The 17927-nt window shown below is 48.3% G+C and carries 11 protein-coding genes; 4 read left to right on the forward strand and 7 right to left on the reverse strand.

The window, feature by feature from the left end:
- Nucleotides 1-110: 110 nt before the first annotated feature.
- The 3 genes from ACYVGO_RS12035 to ACYVGO_RS12045 all read right to left on the reverse strand — a co-directional run bounded on the left by ACYVGO_RS12035 (nt 111) and on the right by ACYVGO_RS12045 (nt 6304).
- Nucleotides 111-1547, reverse strand: a complete 1437-nt coding sequence (locus ACYVGO_RS12035; RefSeq protein ID WP_460969478.1) for a DUF1501 domain-containing protein — start codon at nt 1545-1547, stop codon at nt 111-113.
- A 214-nt stretch (nt 1548-1761) separates the two neighbouring features.
- Entirely contained in the window at nt 1762-4128 is a 2367-nt protein-coding gene (locus ACYVGO_RS12040; RefSeq protein WP_460969785.1) for a DUF1549 domain-containing protein, read from the reverse strand.
- A 40-nt stretch (nt 4129-4168) separates the two neighbouring features.
- Nucleotides 4169-6304: a bifunctional aldolase/short-chain dehydrogenase gene (locus tag ACYVGO_RS12045; RefSeq protein ID WP_460969479.1), complete on the reverse strand. Its 2136-nt coding sequence runs from the start codon at nt 6302-6304 to the stop codon at nt 4169-4171.
- A gap of 156 nt (nt 6305-6460) precedes the next feature.
- Between ACYVGO_RS12045 and ACYVGO_RS12050 the strand changes: the two genes are divergently transcribed.
- The gene (locus ACYVGO_RS12050; protein ID WP_142771331.1) at nt 6461-7477 is read left to right on the forward strand and encodes a GntR family transcriptional regulator; all 1017 of its coding nucleotides are present in this window, start codon (nt 6461-6463) and stop codon (nt 7475-7477) included.
- A gap of 108 nt (nt 7478-7585) precedes the next feature.
- Complete coding sequence (locus ACYVGO_RS12055) at nt 7586-9088, forward strand: Gfo/Idh/MocA family protein (protein WP_142771330.1); 1503 nt, start codon at nt 7586-7588, stop codon at nt 9086-9088.
- A gap of 95 nt (nt 9089-9183) precedes the next feature.
- Here ACYVGO_RS12055 and ACYVGO_RS12060 read toward each other — a convergent pair whose 3' ends face one another.
- The 4 genes from ACYVGO_RS12060 to ACYVGO_RS12075 form a co-directional block, all read right to left on the reverse strand.
- Nucleotides 9184-9582, reverse strand: a complete 399-nt coding sequence (locus tag ACYVGO_RS12060) for a hypothetical protein (RefSeq protein WP_460969480.1) — start codon at nt 9580-9582, stop codon at nt 9184-9186.
- A gap of 80 nt (nt 9583-9662) precedes the next feature.
- Nucleotides 9663-10802, reverse strand: coding sequence for an FG-GAP repeat domain-containing protein (locus tag ACYVGO_RS12065; RefSeq protein ID WP_460969481.1), 1140 nt, complete (start codon nt 10800-10802; stop codon nt 9663-9665).
- A gap of 237 nt (nt 10803-11039) precedes the next feature.
- Entirely contained in the window at nt 11040-11768 is a 729-nt protein-coding gene (locus ACYVGO_RS12070) for a LytR/AlgR family response regulator transcription factor (RefSeq protein ID WP_142771327.1), read from the reverse strand.
- Between the two features lie 326 nt (nt 11769-12094).
- Nucleotides 12095-14539, reverse strand: a complete 2445-nt coding sequence (locus ACYVGO_RS12075; RefSeq protein WP_460969482.1) for a glycoside hydrolase family 2 TIM barrel-domain containing protein — start codon at nt 14537-14539, stop codon at nt 12095-12097.
- A 340-nt stretch (nt 14540-14879) separates the two neighbouring features.
- Here ACYVGO_RS12075 and ACYVGO_RS12080 point away from each other — a divergent pair, with 340 nt between their 5' ends.
- Entirely contained in the window at nt 14880-16142 is a 1263-nt protein-coding gene (locus tag ACYVGO_RS12080) for an MFS transporter (RefSeq protein ID WP_460969483.1), read from the forward strand.
- Nucleotides 16143-16374: 232 nt separating this feature from the next.
- The gene (locus ACYVGO_RS12085; RefSeq protein ID WP_460969484.1) at nt 16375-17871 is read left to right on the forward strand and encodes an L-fucose/L-arabinose isomerase family protein; all 1497 of its coding nucleotides are present in this window, start codon (nt 16375-16377) and stop codon (nt 17869-17871) included.
- Nucleotides 17872-17927 lie beyond the last annotated feature (56 nt).

Consider the following 17927-nt stretch of genomic DNA (forward strand, 5'->3'; position numbering starts at 1 on the left):
TTTTTAACCACAGAGGCACAGAGAATACAGCGTTTTAAATGCCTAACTTTTTGATGGTTAAATCTCTGTGTTCTCTGTGCCTTTGTGGTTAATATTTTTTTACCCAATCCTCACACCAGCAAGTCCATGACGGGTTTACCTAACCCATCGGGAGTTGAATAAAACGGGCGTTTCTCCACCTCATAATGCGTATCTGGCGCAATGCCTAATGCGTGATAAATCGTTTGGTGAATTCCGTCGATACGCACCGGATTTTCGATGGTTTTGCAGGGACGTTCGTCGGCGGTTTTACCATAAACAAAGCCCTTTTTTATACCGCCACCAAACATGAGAATAGAACAACCGTCGGTAAAATGACGGTGCATGCCGTAGAATTTCAGGTCAGACAGAATATCCGGCTGATTGACCTGTTCCAGTACTTTAGCCCCTGGCCGCCCTTCAACCATCATATCCCGGCTAAATTCACTCGCCAGTATCACCATAGTACGGTCGAGATGTCCGGTTTTATCTAGATCTTTAATCAGTTGTGCGATGGGGCCGTCGATCTGCTTTTTCATGTCCTCCAGACGCGTATGGCCATTTTCGTGCGTATCCCAACCCTTAAACGGTTCATATTCTGTGGTAACGCTGATGAACCGGGCACCCTGTTCGGTCAGTCGGCGGGCGAGCAGGCAACCCAGCCCGAACTTACCTGTGTTGTAAATGTCGTAGCTGGCTTTGGGTTCTTTGCTCAGATCAAACGCCTTGGCTTCGGGCGAATTAAGGAGCATATATGCCTGCTCCATCGAGCGTTTGAGCGATTCTTTCTGGTAATCGCTGCCGAACTCACCCATCGGGCCGTTACTGATCAGGTCATTGTAGAGTTGATTTCGGCGCTCAAACCGTTTAGCATCCATACCCACCGGTGGCCGAACGCTTTCCAGTCCCTGACTCGGATCGGGAATAAAGAATGGCCCAAATTCATTGCCCAGAAAACCAGCGGTATGGAACGCTTTCAGCTCTTCGGCTTCACCCACCGTGAACCGCTGGCCAATATCGACAAAGGCTGGAATTACTGGATTTTTCGGGCCTAGCTCTTTCGCGATCCAGGAACCTAAATGTGGAGCCGCTACCGTTTGGGGCGGCTCGTAGCAGGTGTGCCAATGGTACTGATGACGCGAGTGCAGAATATGCCCCATATCGGCAGCTACATACGACCTGATCAATGTTCCCTTATCCATGACCTTGCCAATGGATTCGAGTCCTTCCGAAAAGTGAATGCCATCCAGCACCGTTGGCACGGGCTTGAACGTACTCAGAACCCGATTACCCTCCATACCCTTCTGAAACGGCGTATAGCGTTTGGGATCGAAGGTTTCGGTATGAGCCATGCCACCCGCCATCCAAAGCAGAATCACGGTATCTGCCGTTCCGTTTTTCTGGCCCGGCTTCTTTGACGGACTACAACCCGATAGCAGACTCGACATGGGAGCGCCAGCCGCAAAAGCTGCCATTGTAGCCGCACTTGTTTTCTGTAGAAACTCCCGTCTATTCCAGTACGTTTTCATGTTGTTGCGCTCTCTGAAATACCTAAATCTACCGTTTGTACATCAGGTAGTTATAAGGTACGATACGTTATTTTTTACTTTGACATTTGTGATGTCGGTTACTTATAACCGACACCGGGAGGTTTTGAGAAACCTAAATTGTCAGATGTAAGCATCTGACATCACTACAACTATATCAGGTTGAAGAACCTGACATCACATCTGTGTCAAAAACTCAGTAAATCAACTGAAATTCAGGATGCAGGCTGATGGCCCAGACCAGATCCTGAATGCCTTCTGTAGTCGGGTTCTTCCCAACAATTTTCTGAGCAATGGCTAATTCGTTTGGCTTTGGCTCGCGGCCCAGGGCTTTCCAGTACAGGTTTTTCACCAGTGCATCTGAGGTAGGATAAGTAGCTTTCCATTGCTGGGCACCCCGTTTAAGCGCGTCGTTGAATTTCTCGCCGTTGGTCAATTCCAGTGCCTGCAACAGGTTGGCCTGCGACGACCGACTAGTGCTAACCGTTTCGCGATTTGGCCGACCCAGGGCCGTTAGGAATGGATCATTCTTCACCAACGATGCTCGTGGGAAGGGCATTTCCTTCTTGAGTTGTTTCGGAAACTGCTTCTCCACAATGGAGGTATCTACGTAGATCGGACTGAACGCCAGACTCACTGCATCGGCAAACTGCTCAGCCGTAAGCCGACGTCGTACCATACCCTGAAAAACAAAGTTGGGCGATGTAATCAGCTCAGCATCTTTAAGACCAACGGAGGGCAACTGATACGTTTTGGAAGTCAGAATAGTAAACATCAGCTTCTTGATATCGTAGCCGTTCGTAGCAAAATCAGATGCCAGCCAGTCAAGTAAATCCTGACTCCAGGGTTCGTTATCCATCATATCGACAGGTTCGATAATACCCCGGCCCATTACCTGCGCCCAAATCCGGTTCACAACGGTGCGATATAAGCGACCATCTTTGGGCTGAACCAGAAAATTAGCCAGTTCGCGGAGTCGTTCGTCGGTAGTGGCCTTGCCGTTGATTGTCCCTAGTTTCTCAAAAATAATTTTGGTCCCAGCGAGTTTGCCCGTAGGTTTATCACACCGGTTGATTTCCAGCGTTGTATCGGCAAACACATTGGCAAAGGCGTACGCATCGGCCAGTTTCCAGTCGCTGATAAAGCTGTCGTGGCAGGAAGCACATTTCAGATTCAGTCCCAACAACACCTGCGACACGTTTTGAGCCGCCTGCATCTCCGTCCGTTGGCTCGAATTGATAGTTCCGCGCCATTTTATCCCTTTAATAAACCCCGCCGACTCTTTGGTTGGACTCACAAGTTCCCGGACAAACTGGTTGTACGGTTTGTTCGTTTTCAGCGAGTTGTACAGCCAGGTCGTGATATCAAACCGCCCGCCGGTAATGTAGCCAGTACCCGTGTAATCATTGCGGAGCGCATCGTTCCAGAATGTTAGCCAGTGCTGGGCATAATCCGTATTCCGACCGAGCAATTCGTTGACCAGAAGCTCCCGCTTGTTGGGTCGGGGATCGGCTTCAAAGGCTTTTAGCTTTTCGGGGCTTGGGAGCAATCCTACCACATCCAGATAAACCCGGCGCATGTACGTACGATCGTCTACGACGTTTTTCCAGGCAAGTTTGTGTTGCTGAAAATAGACGTTCACGAAGCGGTCAACGGGGTTTGTAATACCAGCCGGAGCGTCAGGCAAAGCAGGCAGGCGTGGCTCTAAATCAGCTACCCGATAAATGCTTTTTTCGGCACCACTTGGCCAGGGCGCACCCTGTTGAATCCAGAATTCGAGCAGAGCAATGTCGTGGTCGGACAGGCGCTTACCTTTGGTCGGCATGGCATCGTCGTGACCAGCCGGGAGTTTGATGCGTCGGATTATATCGCTCTTTTTGGGGTGTCCAGCTACTAAAATCTCGCCATCCTCGCCCCCTTTCATCACGAACTCTTTTTTGTCCAGCCGCAAACCACCTTTCGTTTTAGTAGCGCTATGACAACTGTAGCAATTATGCGCCAGAATGGACCGGACTTCCAGGTTCAATTCTCCGATCTGCTTGTCGTTTAGGGGTTGGCCAGCAGTCGCACTCGCAAAGGCAAATTTCGACTCCTCCCCTACTGGACTACTGCCAGCCCCCTTGCCAAACGGCAGTACGCTGCTCAGATAATCGTCGCCGTGGGTGAGCATGGCCCCATAATGTCCGGCCAGACTCACCCCAACGACCGTTATGAACAACAAGCTTCGATATAACTCGATACGACCACTCCGTAGCGCGAGTACCGTCCCTATCGCCAGGGCCATCGTTGCTAATCCCGACCATTGGTGAATGGTTACGGTACTGCCCCCGTAATCGTCCTGATTTACTAATACCAATCCCAGAGCCGCGGCCACCACCGAACTGATGGCCCCAACCCAGACCATAGCCCGGATGCCTGCCTGCATCTCATTCGACTTACGAAACCAACCGACAACTTCGAGCAATAAGGCTATGCACAAAAGTCCAACCGGAAAATGAACGATTAGTGGATGTAAACGGCCCAGAAATTGCCAGAGCCAAAACGATTCAGTTAAGATTGCTATCACGTCGAAAAAAGTACTCGAAGTCTCTGATTTACTGCCGTTACCTGACAAAGGCCATGGCAACCCCTCCATCTACATTAAGTACATTACCTGTCGATTTGCTTAATAGGCCATTCACAAAGGCCAGACAGGCATTGGCAATATCTTCGGGCAGGATGATTTCGTTCAGCAGAGTCCGTTTAGCGTAATAGGCGGGTAATTCGGCTACCGTTACACCATAGGCTTTGGCACGACCTTCAGCCCAGGCACCCGCCCAGATTTTAGAATCCGAAATAACCGCATCTGGATTAACCACATTGACGCGAATATGGTCTTTCCCCAGTTCGGCGGCATTCAATCGGCTCAGGTGCAGTTGGGCCGCTTTGGCCGAACCATATCCGGCATTATTCGGACCAGAAACCAATGCGTTTTTACTGACGATATTGAGTACATCGCCCCCCAAATCCTGTTTGCGCATGATGGCAACGCCTTGTTGGGTAACCAAAAACTGTCCTTTTACGAGCACATCATACAGCAAATCCCAATCGGCCTCGGTATGCTCTTCAATAGGCTTGGAGATGGACAAGCCCGCACAATTGACCACAATATCGACACCGCCAAAGGCTAAACTAGCCGTCTTGTAGGCACCTGCTATTGCGTCGGCGCTGGTCACGTCGAGCTGGGCTATTGTATGCGTATCTCTGCCGTATTGTTTCCGAAATTCGTCGTTGGCCGATGAAAGCCGGTCGGCATCATTATCATTGATCACCACGCAGGCCCCTTCATCCGCAAACTTTTTGGCTATCGCCTTTCCAATGCCGCCCGCGCTACCCGTAATGAGCGCGACCTTGCCGGTCAATGGCTTGGGCTTGGGCATTCGCGAGAGCTTGGCTTCCTCCAGCAACCAGTATTCAATATCAAAAGCTTCCTGGCGAGGCAACGAGGTATAACCCGAAATGGCTTCGGCCCCCTTCATCACATTGATGGCATTGATATAGAACTCAGCCGCCACACGAGCCGTCTGTTTATCCTTCGCGAAGGTGAACATACCAACGCCCGGCCAGAGAATAACGACCGGATTTTTATCGCGAATAGCTGGGGAGTTAGGATGCTTACACGTATCATAATACGCCTGATACATGTCGCGATAGGCCTCGAAAGCAGGCGTCAATTGCTCCCGAATCGCAGTGCCATCGGTCACGTCCTGATCGGGAGCCAATTCCAGCACAAGCGGGCTGATCTTCGTGCGCAGAAAGTGATCCGGGCAACTGGTGCCCATTGGAGCCAGCCGGTCGAGATCGGCCGAGTTGATGAATTCCAGCACCCGATCATCGTCGGTAAAATGGCCGATCATGCGGTTCTGGCTCGAACACAGTCCTCGTAGAATAGGTGCCAGTTGGGCTGCCTGCGTCGTTCTTTCTTCTTTCGGTAAGGATTCTCGGATTGCGCCACCAAATTGAGTCCCATTCTTCGTATAGCTATCTTCCAGAAACTGGGCGCAGGTTTCAATAACGTCGAGGGTATTCACGTAACTTTCATAGGCCGTGTCGCCCCAGGTGAACAGGCCGTGAGAGCCTAACATAATTCCCCGTAGGTTGGGATTTTCGGTGATGCACTGCTCCAGTTTCAGGCCCAGATCGAAGCCCGGCCGCTGCCAGTCGACCCAGCCAATAGCCCCATTGAATAATTCTTCCGTAATCCGTTTACCATCTTTGGCCGCTGCAATAGCAATGGCCGCATCGGGGTGAAGGTGGTCGATGTGCTTATAAGGCAAAAAACCGTGTAGCGGTGTGTCGATAGAGGGGGCTTTAGAGGCTAAATCGAAAATACTGTAATTGAACAACTCAACCATTTCGTCTTCAAATTCAAGGCCCCGGTATACTTCTTTAAGACTATGCAATCGATTCATATACAGAGCCGCCAGTCCACCACGTGTGAGGGTGCCAATATCGCCCCCGGAACCTTTTATCCACATTACTTCGGTAGGCTTCCCGGTGAGTGGATCGCGGGCCGTGGTTTTGCAGGATGTATTGCCTCCGCCGTAGTTGGTAAGACGCAAATCGGCCCCCAACAAATTGGAGCGATAAAGCAGTAAAGCAACTTCCTGCTCCTGTGGATCGGCATTAGCCAGAGAGGCCGCTTTTTCTTCATCCCATAAGTAACTGACGTGTCGATAGGCTTTGATAGCTGATAGCATAACTGAGTAATTAGATAGGTTATATGATTAGTATTAGTGCTTGATCGCTTTTGTCTAATGAAGGCTGAAAGTAGGCGGTCGTTACCCAGAGACTTTCCTATACTGTCCTAGTATTTTGACCATTAAGAGTATTTTTTTGTACGAAACCAATAGCCCATGCTTTATCACATAAAGATTAACGACTATTCAAATACACCCAAATACCAGCAGATTTATAATTCGATTGTCGAAGGAATTGAAAATCGGGATATTCTGCCGGGCGACAAACTACCGTCTATCCATGAACTGTGTGCCGAATTCGATATCTCGAAGGGTACGATCGAGCGGGCATACGAACTCCTGAAAGAGAAGGAAATTATTGGCGCGGTAAAAGGAAAAGGTTTTTACATTAACTACACGCCCACCGGAAACAACCTGAAAATATTCCTGTTATTCAACAAGTTAAGCGCCCACAAAAAAATCATTTACGACTCCTTTGTTGAACTACTGGGACCGGGTGTGGCTATTGACTTTTTTATCTACAACAATGACTTTCGGCTGTTTCGGGATTTGATTCAGCGGCAGGCTCGTAATCATACACATTACGTGATCATCGGCCATTTTTTTGAGGGTGGCGAAAAAGCCGATGAGTTGATCAACAGTTTACCAAAGCACAAATTAATTATTCTGGATAAGTTAGTGGAGGGGATAACGGGCAGCTATGGGGCAGTATTCCAGAATTTCGAACGCGACCTGTATCAGTCACTAACCGATGCACTCCCACTGCTGAAAAAGTACTCGACCCTGGGCATGTTATTTCCTTCGTATAGTTACCACCCCAAGGCCATTCTGAACGGATTTTACAAATTCTGTTATGAGCACGGGTTTAAAACCAGGGTGATCAATACCGTTCAGAATGAGGTCATTCAGCCAGGCCACGCCTATATCAATCTAATGGAAGAAGATCTGGTCGAGCTCATCAAGCGCATAAAAGAAACGCCTTATATTGTTGGTCAGGAAGTGGGCATTCTTTCCTACAATGATACGCCCCTGAAAGAGTTTTTACTGGATGGAATTACCGTGATCTCCACCGATTTCGCCCAAATGGGCCGAACAGCCGCTCGCTTAGTCCTGAACGCCAGTGTCGAACACGTAGAAAACCCGTTCCGGCTTATTGTGCGCAAATCGCTGTAACCACTGAGTACATCGCCAGATTTATCTGTAGTTGAAAAATCATAGTAGCCTTTTGGGTAAATTTCGCCGTATATATTCTTATCAGTTAGAACTCCTATTCATTTTCTCATGAATCAGTCAGATAACTCTACGCCTGAGCAAAACAGCCCAGGCACAACTTCGAGACGGCAATTCATTCAGGCTAGCGCGTTAGCGGCTACCAGTTTCTTTATTGTACCTCGCCATGTACTCGGTGGCAAAGGTTTTATTGCACCCAGCGACAAACTCAACATTGCCGGTGTCGGTTTTGGCGGTAAAGGGTTCAGTGATACCAATAACTCATACAACAACGGAGCCAACAACATTGTGGCGCTGTGCGATGTAGACTGGGGCCTCCCCCGCGTTAAAGAAAACTTCACCAAGCACCCCAACGCAAAACGGTACAAGGATTTCCGGGAGATGCTGGATAAGGAAGGCAAAGCCATTGACGCCGTTACCGTATCAACCGCCGACCATACGCACGCTGTTGTAGCGATGGCAGCCATGCAGCGCGGCAAGCACGTGTATGTACAGAAACCCCTGACACACAACATTTACGAAGCACGTATGCTCACCGAAGCCGCTCGTAAATACAAGGTTGTTACCCAAATGGGTAACCAGGGATCGTCTAATCCACAGCAGAAACAAATGGTGGAATGGTTCGACAAAGGACTGTTGGGAACGGTGCACACCGTTAACCTCTGGACCAACCGACCCGTTTGGCCACAAGGTATTCCGGTTCCACAACCAGCCTCCGAAACTCCTGTCGATCTGGATTGGGATCTTTGGCTCGGACCCGCTCAAAAAGTTGGCTACACGCCTGCCTATCACCCATTCAAATGGCGTGGCTGGTGGAACTTTGGTGCTGGCGCGTTGGGCGACATCGGTTGCCACATCATGGATACCCCGTTCCGCGTACTCGGCCTGGGTTACCCAACCGAAGTTGAAACCAGCGTTGGACAGGTATTTATCAAAGACTGGACACCTGAGTACATTCCTGAAGGTTGCCCACCGTCGTCGCACGTGGAGTTGAAATTCCCGGCAACGGCCAAAAATAAGTCGGTGGTAAAAATGATCTGGGAAGATGGGGGTATTCGTCCGTTCCGTCCAGAGATGCTGCCAGCCGGTGAACCTATGCCAGAAAATGGTGAAAACGGCGTACTCATTCACGGCGACAAAGGATTGCTAATCTGTGGCATGTACGGTGAAGATCCAAAGCTCTACACTAAAGATGGCCAGAAAATAGTTGGTGATCCGAAACCAAAACCTGCCGATGGCTCCAAACCATTGCCAGAAAATGGACACCAGGTATTGTGGACCGAAGCGTGTAAAGCCGGTTTCAACAGCAAAGAGCACAAAGCACTGACTTCGTCATTTGATTTTGCCGGACCACTGACCGAATCCGTTCTGATGGGTAACTTAGCCATCCGTAGCTATAACGTTCGCACGCCCAAAGCCGACGGAAAAGGCTTCAACTATCCTGGCCGGAAACAACTGACCTGGGATGGTAAAAACATGAAAATCACGAATTTCGACGAGGCTAACCAGTTCGTTAAGCGCGAGTACCGCCAAGGCTGGTCGTTAAACGCGTAGGATTTAGTGGAATAAGTAAAGTGGGTGGAGTAAGTGAAATAGGTATCAACTACCTGTTTACTCGTTCCACCCATTTCACTTATTCCACCGATTACTTACTTCACTAGCAACGACTGCACCATTGTCTTTAATCGTGCGTGCGCTACATACGCCCAGATCAGTAGCATATACATGGAAAAATCCTGATACGACACCGGAAATGCTATGTTATTAATGTAATACCGGGTAGCTGTAAAATCGAGCGTAGGTGTAAACCCGATAAGATTTTCATACCCCAAAATAAGCGTGAGCCCGAGCGCGTAGAATAGGTAGTGGGGTTTACGAATTGCCCACAATAGACCCGCCAGAGCCGTTGCCCCAAATCCGGCATAATGTTTCCAGGTCAACGCCAGATCCGTTGTTGCGGCAATATAAACAGAATAAACCTGTACGGCTAAAAGGACAAAAACGATAAGCCCATAGCCGTAAAACTCTTTTAATTGAGCACGCTGCATAGAGGTAGTAGTTACGATAAGCGATCAATCCAATTGATAAAAATACGCTAAAAACTACTACGCATATAGGCTAACACTAACTATTTTTTCGGGAGTCCTTCGTTAAAAAATACAACTAACCCATCTTTACCAGCCACAACAATGTCTTTTCGACCGGTTTTGTGCAAATCAGCTACGGCAAAATAAATACCCGTTCCTTTGCCCACCCCTGCCTGACCATAGGCAATGTCGTGCTTCACAAACTGTTTTTTCGACGTATCCCAGGTGAAATAATACAGCCCAACAGGATCTTCTTCGCCGGGATCCCGGCCGTTATGAGCCCGGAAGCGCTTACCCGTTAGCAGTTCCGGGCGGCCATCGCCTGTAATATCTATCCATTCCAGGCAATGGTACTGGGAATTTTTGTCATCAATCAGGTGCTTTGTCCAACCGCGTTGTCCACTGGCATCACGAGTCTGTTCGTACCAGTGTAAGCCATAACTGTGGCCCTGCCCTACTATAATGTCATTGCGCTGATCGCCATTTACATCTGTCACAATAATGGGAACGCTGGCCGTGCCAAAAGCAAACTCTTTATGTAACTTCCAAGGACCAGACTCCCGGTCTACAGGTGCTTCGAGCCAGCCATCACTGACAATTAAATCCCCTCGACCATCGCCGTTAATATCCCCAAATCCCAGACCATGTCCCTGGGTTGGAGCGACTGTTACCGTCTTGAAGACACCGGGACTTACCAGTTTGATGTATTTGAGCGGATTGTTCGGGTTATTCGGTACAATGTCAATGGTACCGTCGCCATCTACATCCCAGGCGCGTGTCGTTTCTACATTACCAACTTTGCCAATCTCGTGTAACGGCCACTGACTATCTTTTTTTGCTGGATTTTCGACCCAGCGTAATGTCTGATCAAACCAGCCACCGGTTATGAAATCCATACGGCCATCGCCGTTAACATCGAGCGGAATGGTCGAAAAATCGTCGTAATACTGATCTTTTCGGGGTTCATTTCCAATCAGGTGCCGGTTACGAAAGCGCGGTCCTTCATACCAGAAGTCGCCGGATACAATATCGAGGGTATCGTTTTTGTCAACATCAAACACACCTACTGACTCGTAGCTTTCGGCAGCCACAAAATAGCGATTGAAGCGGAGTATAGGTTCGGGAGCGGTTGCACTACCAACGAGTAGAAGCAGGGATATACCACCAAGGATTCGTAGCATACAGTACGTTTTTCCTCCTGTAAGTTATATTCTTTCTATTTTCTACTGTTTCGAAGCATTTAAAACATAGAACATCCAGTGATTGGTAACTGCTTTTTCACGACTACTATAGTACTCCCTATGGTGGAACGCAGAAAGCATTCTGGTAGATTCTTTAGAGTTCATTAGACTGAAAATCAGGGCACATAGAATCTAGTAGAAACTAACTTGGACGAACACTAATTGGTGTTATATACTTTACTCTACTTTCTCTCTGACAGGGAAAACATCATGATAGAAAAGCTGGAAAAAGCTTTCGAACTTCTGCTTATAAGACTGGCCAATCGGCACCTTTAGTTGGCCAATATAAAGTTGATTATGGCCATAGCTTGTTACGTTACCGATATTGACCAAGAAGGATTTATGCACCCGCATGAACTGGTTGTCTGGCAATCGTTCAACCAAAGACGCAAGCGATTCATTGACAATAGTAATCTGTTGGTTGCTGTATAGCTTACTGTAGATACCGTACCCTTCAATATAATCGATTTCATTTAAGGAAAACCGTTGATACTGCCGACCGGCTTTAAGAAATATAAAGTCTTTGGCGGTATAAATGGCCTTATTAATCTGTATCCCCATGCTCATATTGATGGCTCGCATAAACCGCTCTGAGGTAAAGGGCTTGAGCAGGTAATCGGAAAATCCTAAATCATAACACTGAACGGCGTAATCAGCATGGCTCGTAATAGCAATTTTGGGAATGAAGTTGCCATTGGGTGAAAATAATGACAGGCTGGACTCACCTCCAAGTTCGATATCGACTAGTAACAAATCGAACTGTTTTTGTTTAAGCGCCTGTTTTGCCTCAGCTGTTGTTGTTGCTACCGTAGGCTCATCAAAAAAAGGGATTCTCGCTAATTCACCCTTTATTAATTCCACAAAAAGTGGAGAGTCCTCAATAATAAGGGCCTGGTAAATTCTCATAGAATAGCAAATTCAAGTTACGTAGTGATACTAAATACGAAAAAATATACAAGCAAAATTCATACTACTCCTCTTTCGGTTACGCCTATACGTAAGCAATCACCCTAAAAAAGGGTGGCCCCGACTTAGTAAAACCATGTTGAGTGCAGGCATATAGCTCTGATTTAGAATACCTTTACTAGAAAAATGAGGTATTTCCTTTGTAGTAAAGCTAGTTCTAGTGCTTAGACGAAAGAGTCACTAACTAGTAACTTGGAAGTCTAAGTATCTTTATCAGGCCGTTCTCTTACGCAGGTTATTATACAAGTAAACACACGTCTGAAAAGCTAATTTTCCTTAACGTTGATAACCCTTACTGCCGCTTGTAAATTAGGGGCTGTAGCCTGTATGGAAATAACCCCTACCCTTCCCTTAGGTCGAATAATAGCCAGACATCTACCCTGAAACGTTGTTTTTTGAAGGGCCTGAAAACTGCTCAAATCCGTCGGGTTCGCCGAGCCGACACCCGCTAATTCACCAACGCCCAGTAACTGAAAGGAGATCGGAACAGCCGCATCAGGAACCCGATTTTCGTTCGCATCGACCACCTCCACCGATACAAACGACAAATCAGATCGATCGGCTCGGATAACCGATCGGTCAGCTATTAGCCGAAGATGGTGGGGCTTTCCGACAGTGATCAATTCGGTGGAGCCTGATAATCGCCCTTTGTCAAAGCTTGTTGCTTTGAGTCTACCCGGCTGATACGGAACCGTAAATGTCGCCGTAATGGTGCTGTCGGATAGGTGTTTTTCGCCAATGAGTTTGCCGTTCAACTCCAGTCGAACCAGCGAACTACGTGAGAAAACCCGCACCTGAAGCGGCTTCCCTTCGGCCCCTGCCCACGACCAGCTTTGGTGTTCATCCGGCCAGCCCCAATTGGTAACGGTTTCCTTCATCCCGTCAGGTATCGGACTGTGAACAGCCATTGCAATGGGTCGATTACGCCAGACCACATCCCGATAGTAGGATTGCGGCTTTTTAAACCCGATCAGATCCAGGTCTCCACACCAGGCATTAAACCAGGGCCACGGCAACACCGCTCGGGTACTGTCTTTGGCCGACTTTGGCTGAAGCAATGCATGTCCAATAGCCGTTTCGCCCATGTAATCCATGGCAGTCCAGACAAAATCACCAATCACATACGGGTGTTTTTCAACCTGCTGCCAGTTTTCAAACGCTTCCTTTGCGAAGGTTTCTGTGCCCAATATAACTCGATCTGGATGGCGCTGATGATCGGACTCATAGTGCTTCCATTCGTAATTATAACCGCCCACATCCAGCAAGGCAAAGGCCTTATCGGAGTCTTCCCAAACTTTACCAGGATGCTCCCAGAATACACAAAGAGCTTCTGTAACCGGACGCGTTGGGTCCAGCCGATGCACTGCATCAGCCAACTGTTTCGTAATGATAAGGCCCGATGGATCGGCCCGTTCGTTGATTTCGTTGCCGATGCTCCACAGAATGACCGATGGATGATTTCGGTCGCGAAGAATCATGGCTTCCAGATCGCGCTGTCCCCATTCGTCGAAAAAGCGGTGATAGTCCTGTGGCTTCTTGGGTCGCTGCCACATATCGAATGCCTCATCGATGACCAGTAGGCCCAGCTGGTCGCAGGCATCCAGAAAAGCGGTAGAAGGCGGATTATGACTCGTCCGAACGGCATTGAATCCGTTGGCTTTCAGCAGTTCCACTTTCCGTTCTTCAGCCCGGTCAATGGCAACGGCACCCAATGGGCCATTATCGTGGTGAACACAGCCACCTTTCAGTAATACCCGTTTCCCGTTCAGCACAAAGCCACGTTTGGCATCGACCTGGATTGACCGAATACCAAACGTAGTTGTTACACTATCCAATCGTTTTTTTCCCGCTATCAGAACCACTTTAGTCCGATACAACCAAGGCGTTTCGGGCGACCACAGCTGCGGATTAGCCACAGACACGAGTTGTTTACAATCTACTCGACCATTGCCCGATACGGTAATTTCCTGCCGACTTGTCCCGACCGACTTCCCATTCGGGGCCATCAGGGTCGTTTGCACCGAAATTGGCATCGACTTTCCGGTACTATTTGAAATTGTGGTAATATTCTGGATTTGAGCCGTTTTACCAGAAACCTGCGGGGTTGTGATCGACACCCCCATCGGGATAATATGCACGGCTTCGGCAACAGTTAGCCAAACGTGCCGGTAGATGCCCGAACCAGTATACCAGCGACTATTTTGGCCCAAATTCTTTACGCGAACTGCCAGTACATTCATTTGCCCGGATGGCAATAGATGCGGAGTCAGGTCATAGCCAAACGACGTATAGCCATAAGGATGATAACCCAGATGATGACCGTTCAACCAGACATCCGTTTCCATATAGGCCCCATCGAATTGAATACCAACCATCTTTCCAGCTTCTGACGGATTTATCGTAAATGATTTGCGATACCAGCCTACTCCCCCAACGGCGTAGCCGGTCGACGTGCCTCCTACGCTGGCGCGCGAAAATGGACCAGCTACCTGATTAGGCATCTGGCCTGGCAAATCTTCGATACTCCAATCGTGCGGTAAGTCAAGCCTTCGCCAGTTAACGTCATTGTAGCTAGGCTGTTCTACGTTGACTATGCTGTCTTTCAAAAACCGCCAATCGTCGTCGAACAGGCGGGTTCGGGTTGGTTTTACCTGCGAAAACGCATCATTCGTTGCCAGCAAACTGAATACTAAAAGGAGTAATTTTATCATTGAACCTGTTTAAACTTTATTTTTTATATCTCCAATGCGCTTTAGTTTAACTGCAGAGAGCGCTGAGACAAAGTCGCAAAGAACGCTGAGTTTGCTGACTGAATTTCTTTGCGCGCTTTGCCTTAGCGTTCTTTGCGGTTAATTTGAAAAGTTTAAACAGCTTCATTGGGTAGTGGCCTGCAAAAATCATAGTTGACCCTAAGATTCATAAAAAATAGCGTTCCACCATCCACATGCTACGGAATTATTTCTATTTGATTAAAAAAAAATACCATAACTATTGACTTTAGAGCTTTTACACTTATATCTTTGTCAACATTAACTTAGTGCGTTAAGTAGTATGACTAAAAATCTCCGCTGGCTGATCGTTTTCCTGCTTTTCATTGCTACAGGTCTGAGCTTTCTGGATCGTCAGGTGCTGTCGATTGCGATTCTCAAGATCCAGCAGGAGTTTCATATTACAGACGTGCAATACGGCCTGATCAATACCAGCTTCCTGATTAGCTACGCCATTATGTTCACGCTTGGCGGCTGGCTCATTGACCGGGTGGGTGGTAAACTGGGGCTGGCAATTTCGGTGGGGGTATGGTCGGTAGCTAACAGCCTGCATGCGGTCATGAATACCTTTTCGCAATTACTGACCTTCCGGTTCTTTCTGGGCATGGGCGAAGGGGGCTGTTTCCCGGGAGCCGCCTGGACAGTTTACCGATGGTTCGACAAAGAAGAGCGGGCACTGGCCAACGGGATCGCCATTGGAGGTTCAGCCATTGGTGCCGTAGTCGCCCCTCCCCTAACCATCTGGTTATCTACCAATTATGGCTGGCGTGGTGGCTTCCTAATCCCCGGACTTATTGGCATTGTGTGGGTAATTGCCTGGTTAGTAACGCCCTGGAAGAAAGAAAACATGGCGAGTTTGGCTCAGTTAGAATCTGGCCCCAAAGAGACCGTTTCTTTTCTCGAGTTACTCAAAAAACGACCTACCTGGGTGTTCATCATCATCCGGTTTCTGCTCGATCCGGTGTTTTATTTCATGATGTTCTGGATTCCGAAGTACCTCAGTTCGGTTCGGAATGTCTCGTTTGACCAGATTGGTAAGCTGTTCTGGATTCCCTTTTTGGCCCTGGGTATTGCCAATATTCTCGGCGGCTGGTTTTCGGGCCAATTAATCGCTCACCAGTATTCGATCAATAAAGCCCGAAAAACGGTGATGGGCATTGCGGCTTTGTTAACGCTTTCGGCACCCGCTATTTCATGGGTTTCGTCGGTAGAGGTAGCCGTGGCGCTGATGGCGGTATTCATGTTTGCGCATGGATTCTGGATCACTAATTACATCACGTCAATTTCCGATATGTTCGGTCAGAAGGCCACCTCAACAGTGGTCGGGCTTTCGGGAACAGCGGGGGCCGTTTCAAGTTTATTGCTCAACCCGCTAATGGGCGTAGTTATTCAACGATACTCGTATACACCCCTCTGGATTGCGTCAGGACTGCTATATCCATTGGCGTTTGTGCTGTTGTTAGTCCTGATTCCCAGGATTAAAACGCTGGCTCTGGGGGCAAAACAGGAGTTTGTTAACCAGGCTATGCCTACAGCAACCCCTTAATTTTTACCTGATTTATAAAATCTTACAAGTTTTAGTAATGGATTACTTGGAGTTAGCTTGTGTGACCCCTACAGGGTCAAATGTCTATAGTAACTACGGACTTTCTATAAACGTTTGACCCTGTAGGGGTCACACACGCTACTCGATCAACGCCCTTTAGCTAGGGCAATCCGACATCAAAATCAACTTAGTGCACTAACCTTTCTAATCAAAGACACCAACTCTAATTTATATGCAGAGCCAATTACTGAACGGAGTAGCAGAAGCCAATGAAGCCAGATTCGCAAAACGAAAACCAACGCGTGCCCGAATCGGGGTGTTTGGTGTGGGGTATTTTAAATACTGGGGTCAGTTCGACGGCTTACTGGACGATTTGTTGAAAAAACAAGCCGTCTTCATCGAGAAAATCGAGTCCCAACACTCGGTGGAGATTGTTGATTTTGGGCTTGTCGACGACGTTACGAAAGCCTATGAGCTTGTTCCGAAGCTAAACGCGGCCAATCTGGACCTGATTTTCTGCGACATGCTCACCTATGCAACCTCAAGTACGTTTGGGGTGATCATCAAAAGCATCGACACGCCTATTGTTCTGGTAGCCCTTCAGCCTGACAAGGCCATGAACTACAGTCAGGCATCGACCTATCTGCAACTGTACAACGACGACATCTGCGCCTTGCCCGAGTTTGCGGGTGTAGCTGTTCGGATGGGCAAAAAAGTGCCTCAAATGATTATTGGTACGCTCTATGACGACCCGGCTGCCGATGCCGAAATCAGTAAATATTGCCGGATTGCCGTTGTTTTGCACGACTTAAAAACGGCCAGAATCGGGCACATTGGTCACCCGATCGAAGCCATGCTGGATATGCACTCCGATTCAACGATGCTGACCGCTCATTTTGGTGCACACATCGTTCAGTGCGAAGCCCACGAAATCGTTACGCAGTATCAACAGGCAACAGAAGGCGAAATCGATGCGGTGAAAGAGCGTATTCTGGCGTTTTTCGATACCCCCGACCCAGTCTCCGACCCTATCTCCGAGAAACTGCGAGACTCTGATCTACAGATTGCAGCTCAGGCGGCTGTGGCGTTAGAAAAATTCATTAAGGCCAAAAAGTTAGATGGGCTTGCCTATTACTACGATGGCCCGGAAGAGAGTGACACCCGAGTAGTTATGTCGAACCTGATTGTGGGTAACTCCTTACTTCAGGGCGCGGGTTTCCCGATGTGTGGTGAATCGGATTTGAAAACCTGTATTGCCATGCTCATCATGGAGCGGCTGGGCATTGGCGGAAGTTTCGCCGAGTTTCACCCGGTCGATTTCAAGGAAGACTTTGTACTGGTCGGTCACGATGGCCCCCATAACATCGCCATTGCGGAAGGCCAACCCGTATTACGAAGCCTGAAAAAATACCACGGCAAACCCGGTTTCGGGGCGGGCGTCGAATTCAAAATCAAAGAGGGCCCGATTACGATGCTGAGCATCAACTCGACCTACGAAGGCAAAATGAAATTCATCATTGCCGAAGGAGAGTCGATTGCAGGGCCTATTCCGCCAACGGGCAACACGAATACGCGCGGCTTCTTCAAACCAGATGTTCGTACGTTCCTGAAACGCTGGATCAACGAAGGCCCAACCCATCATTTTGCCCTGGGTGTCGGTCATCATGCCGAAACGATTCAGAAGATCGCCGATTACCTGAAGATCGAATCCGTAATTATCAACGGATAAATCAATAATGCAAAATGGATAATGTAAACGCAAAACTGGATACATAACCTTTATAA

The organism is Spirosoma migulaei, assembly GCF_054776855.1.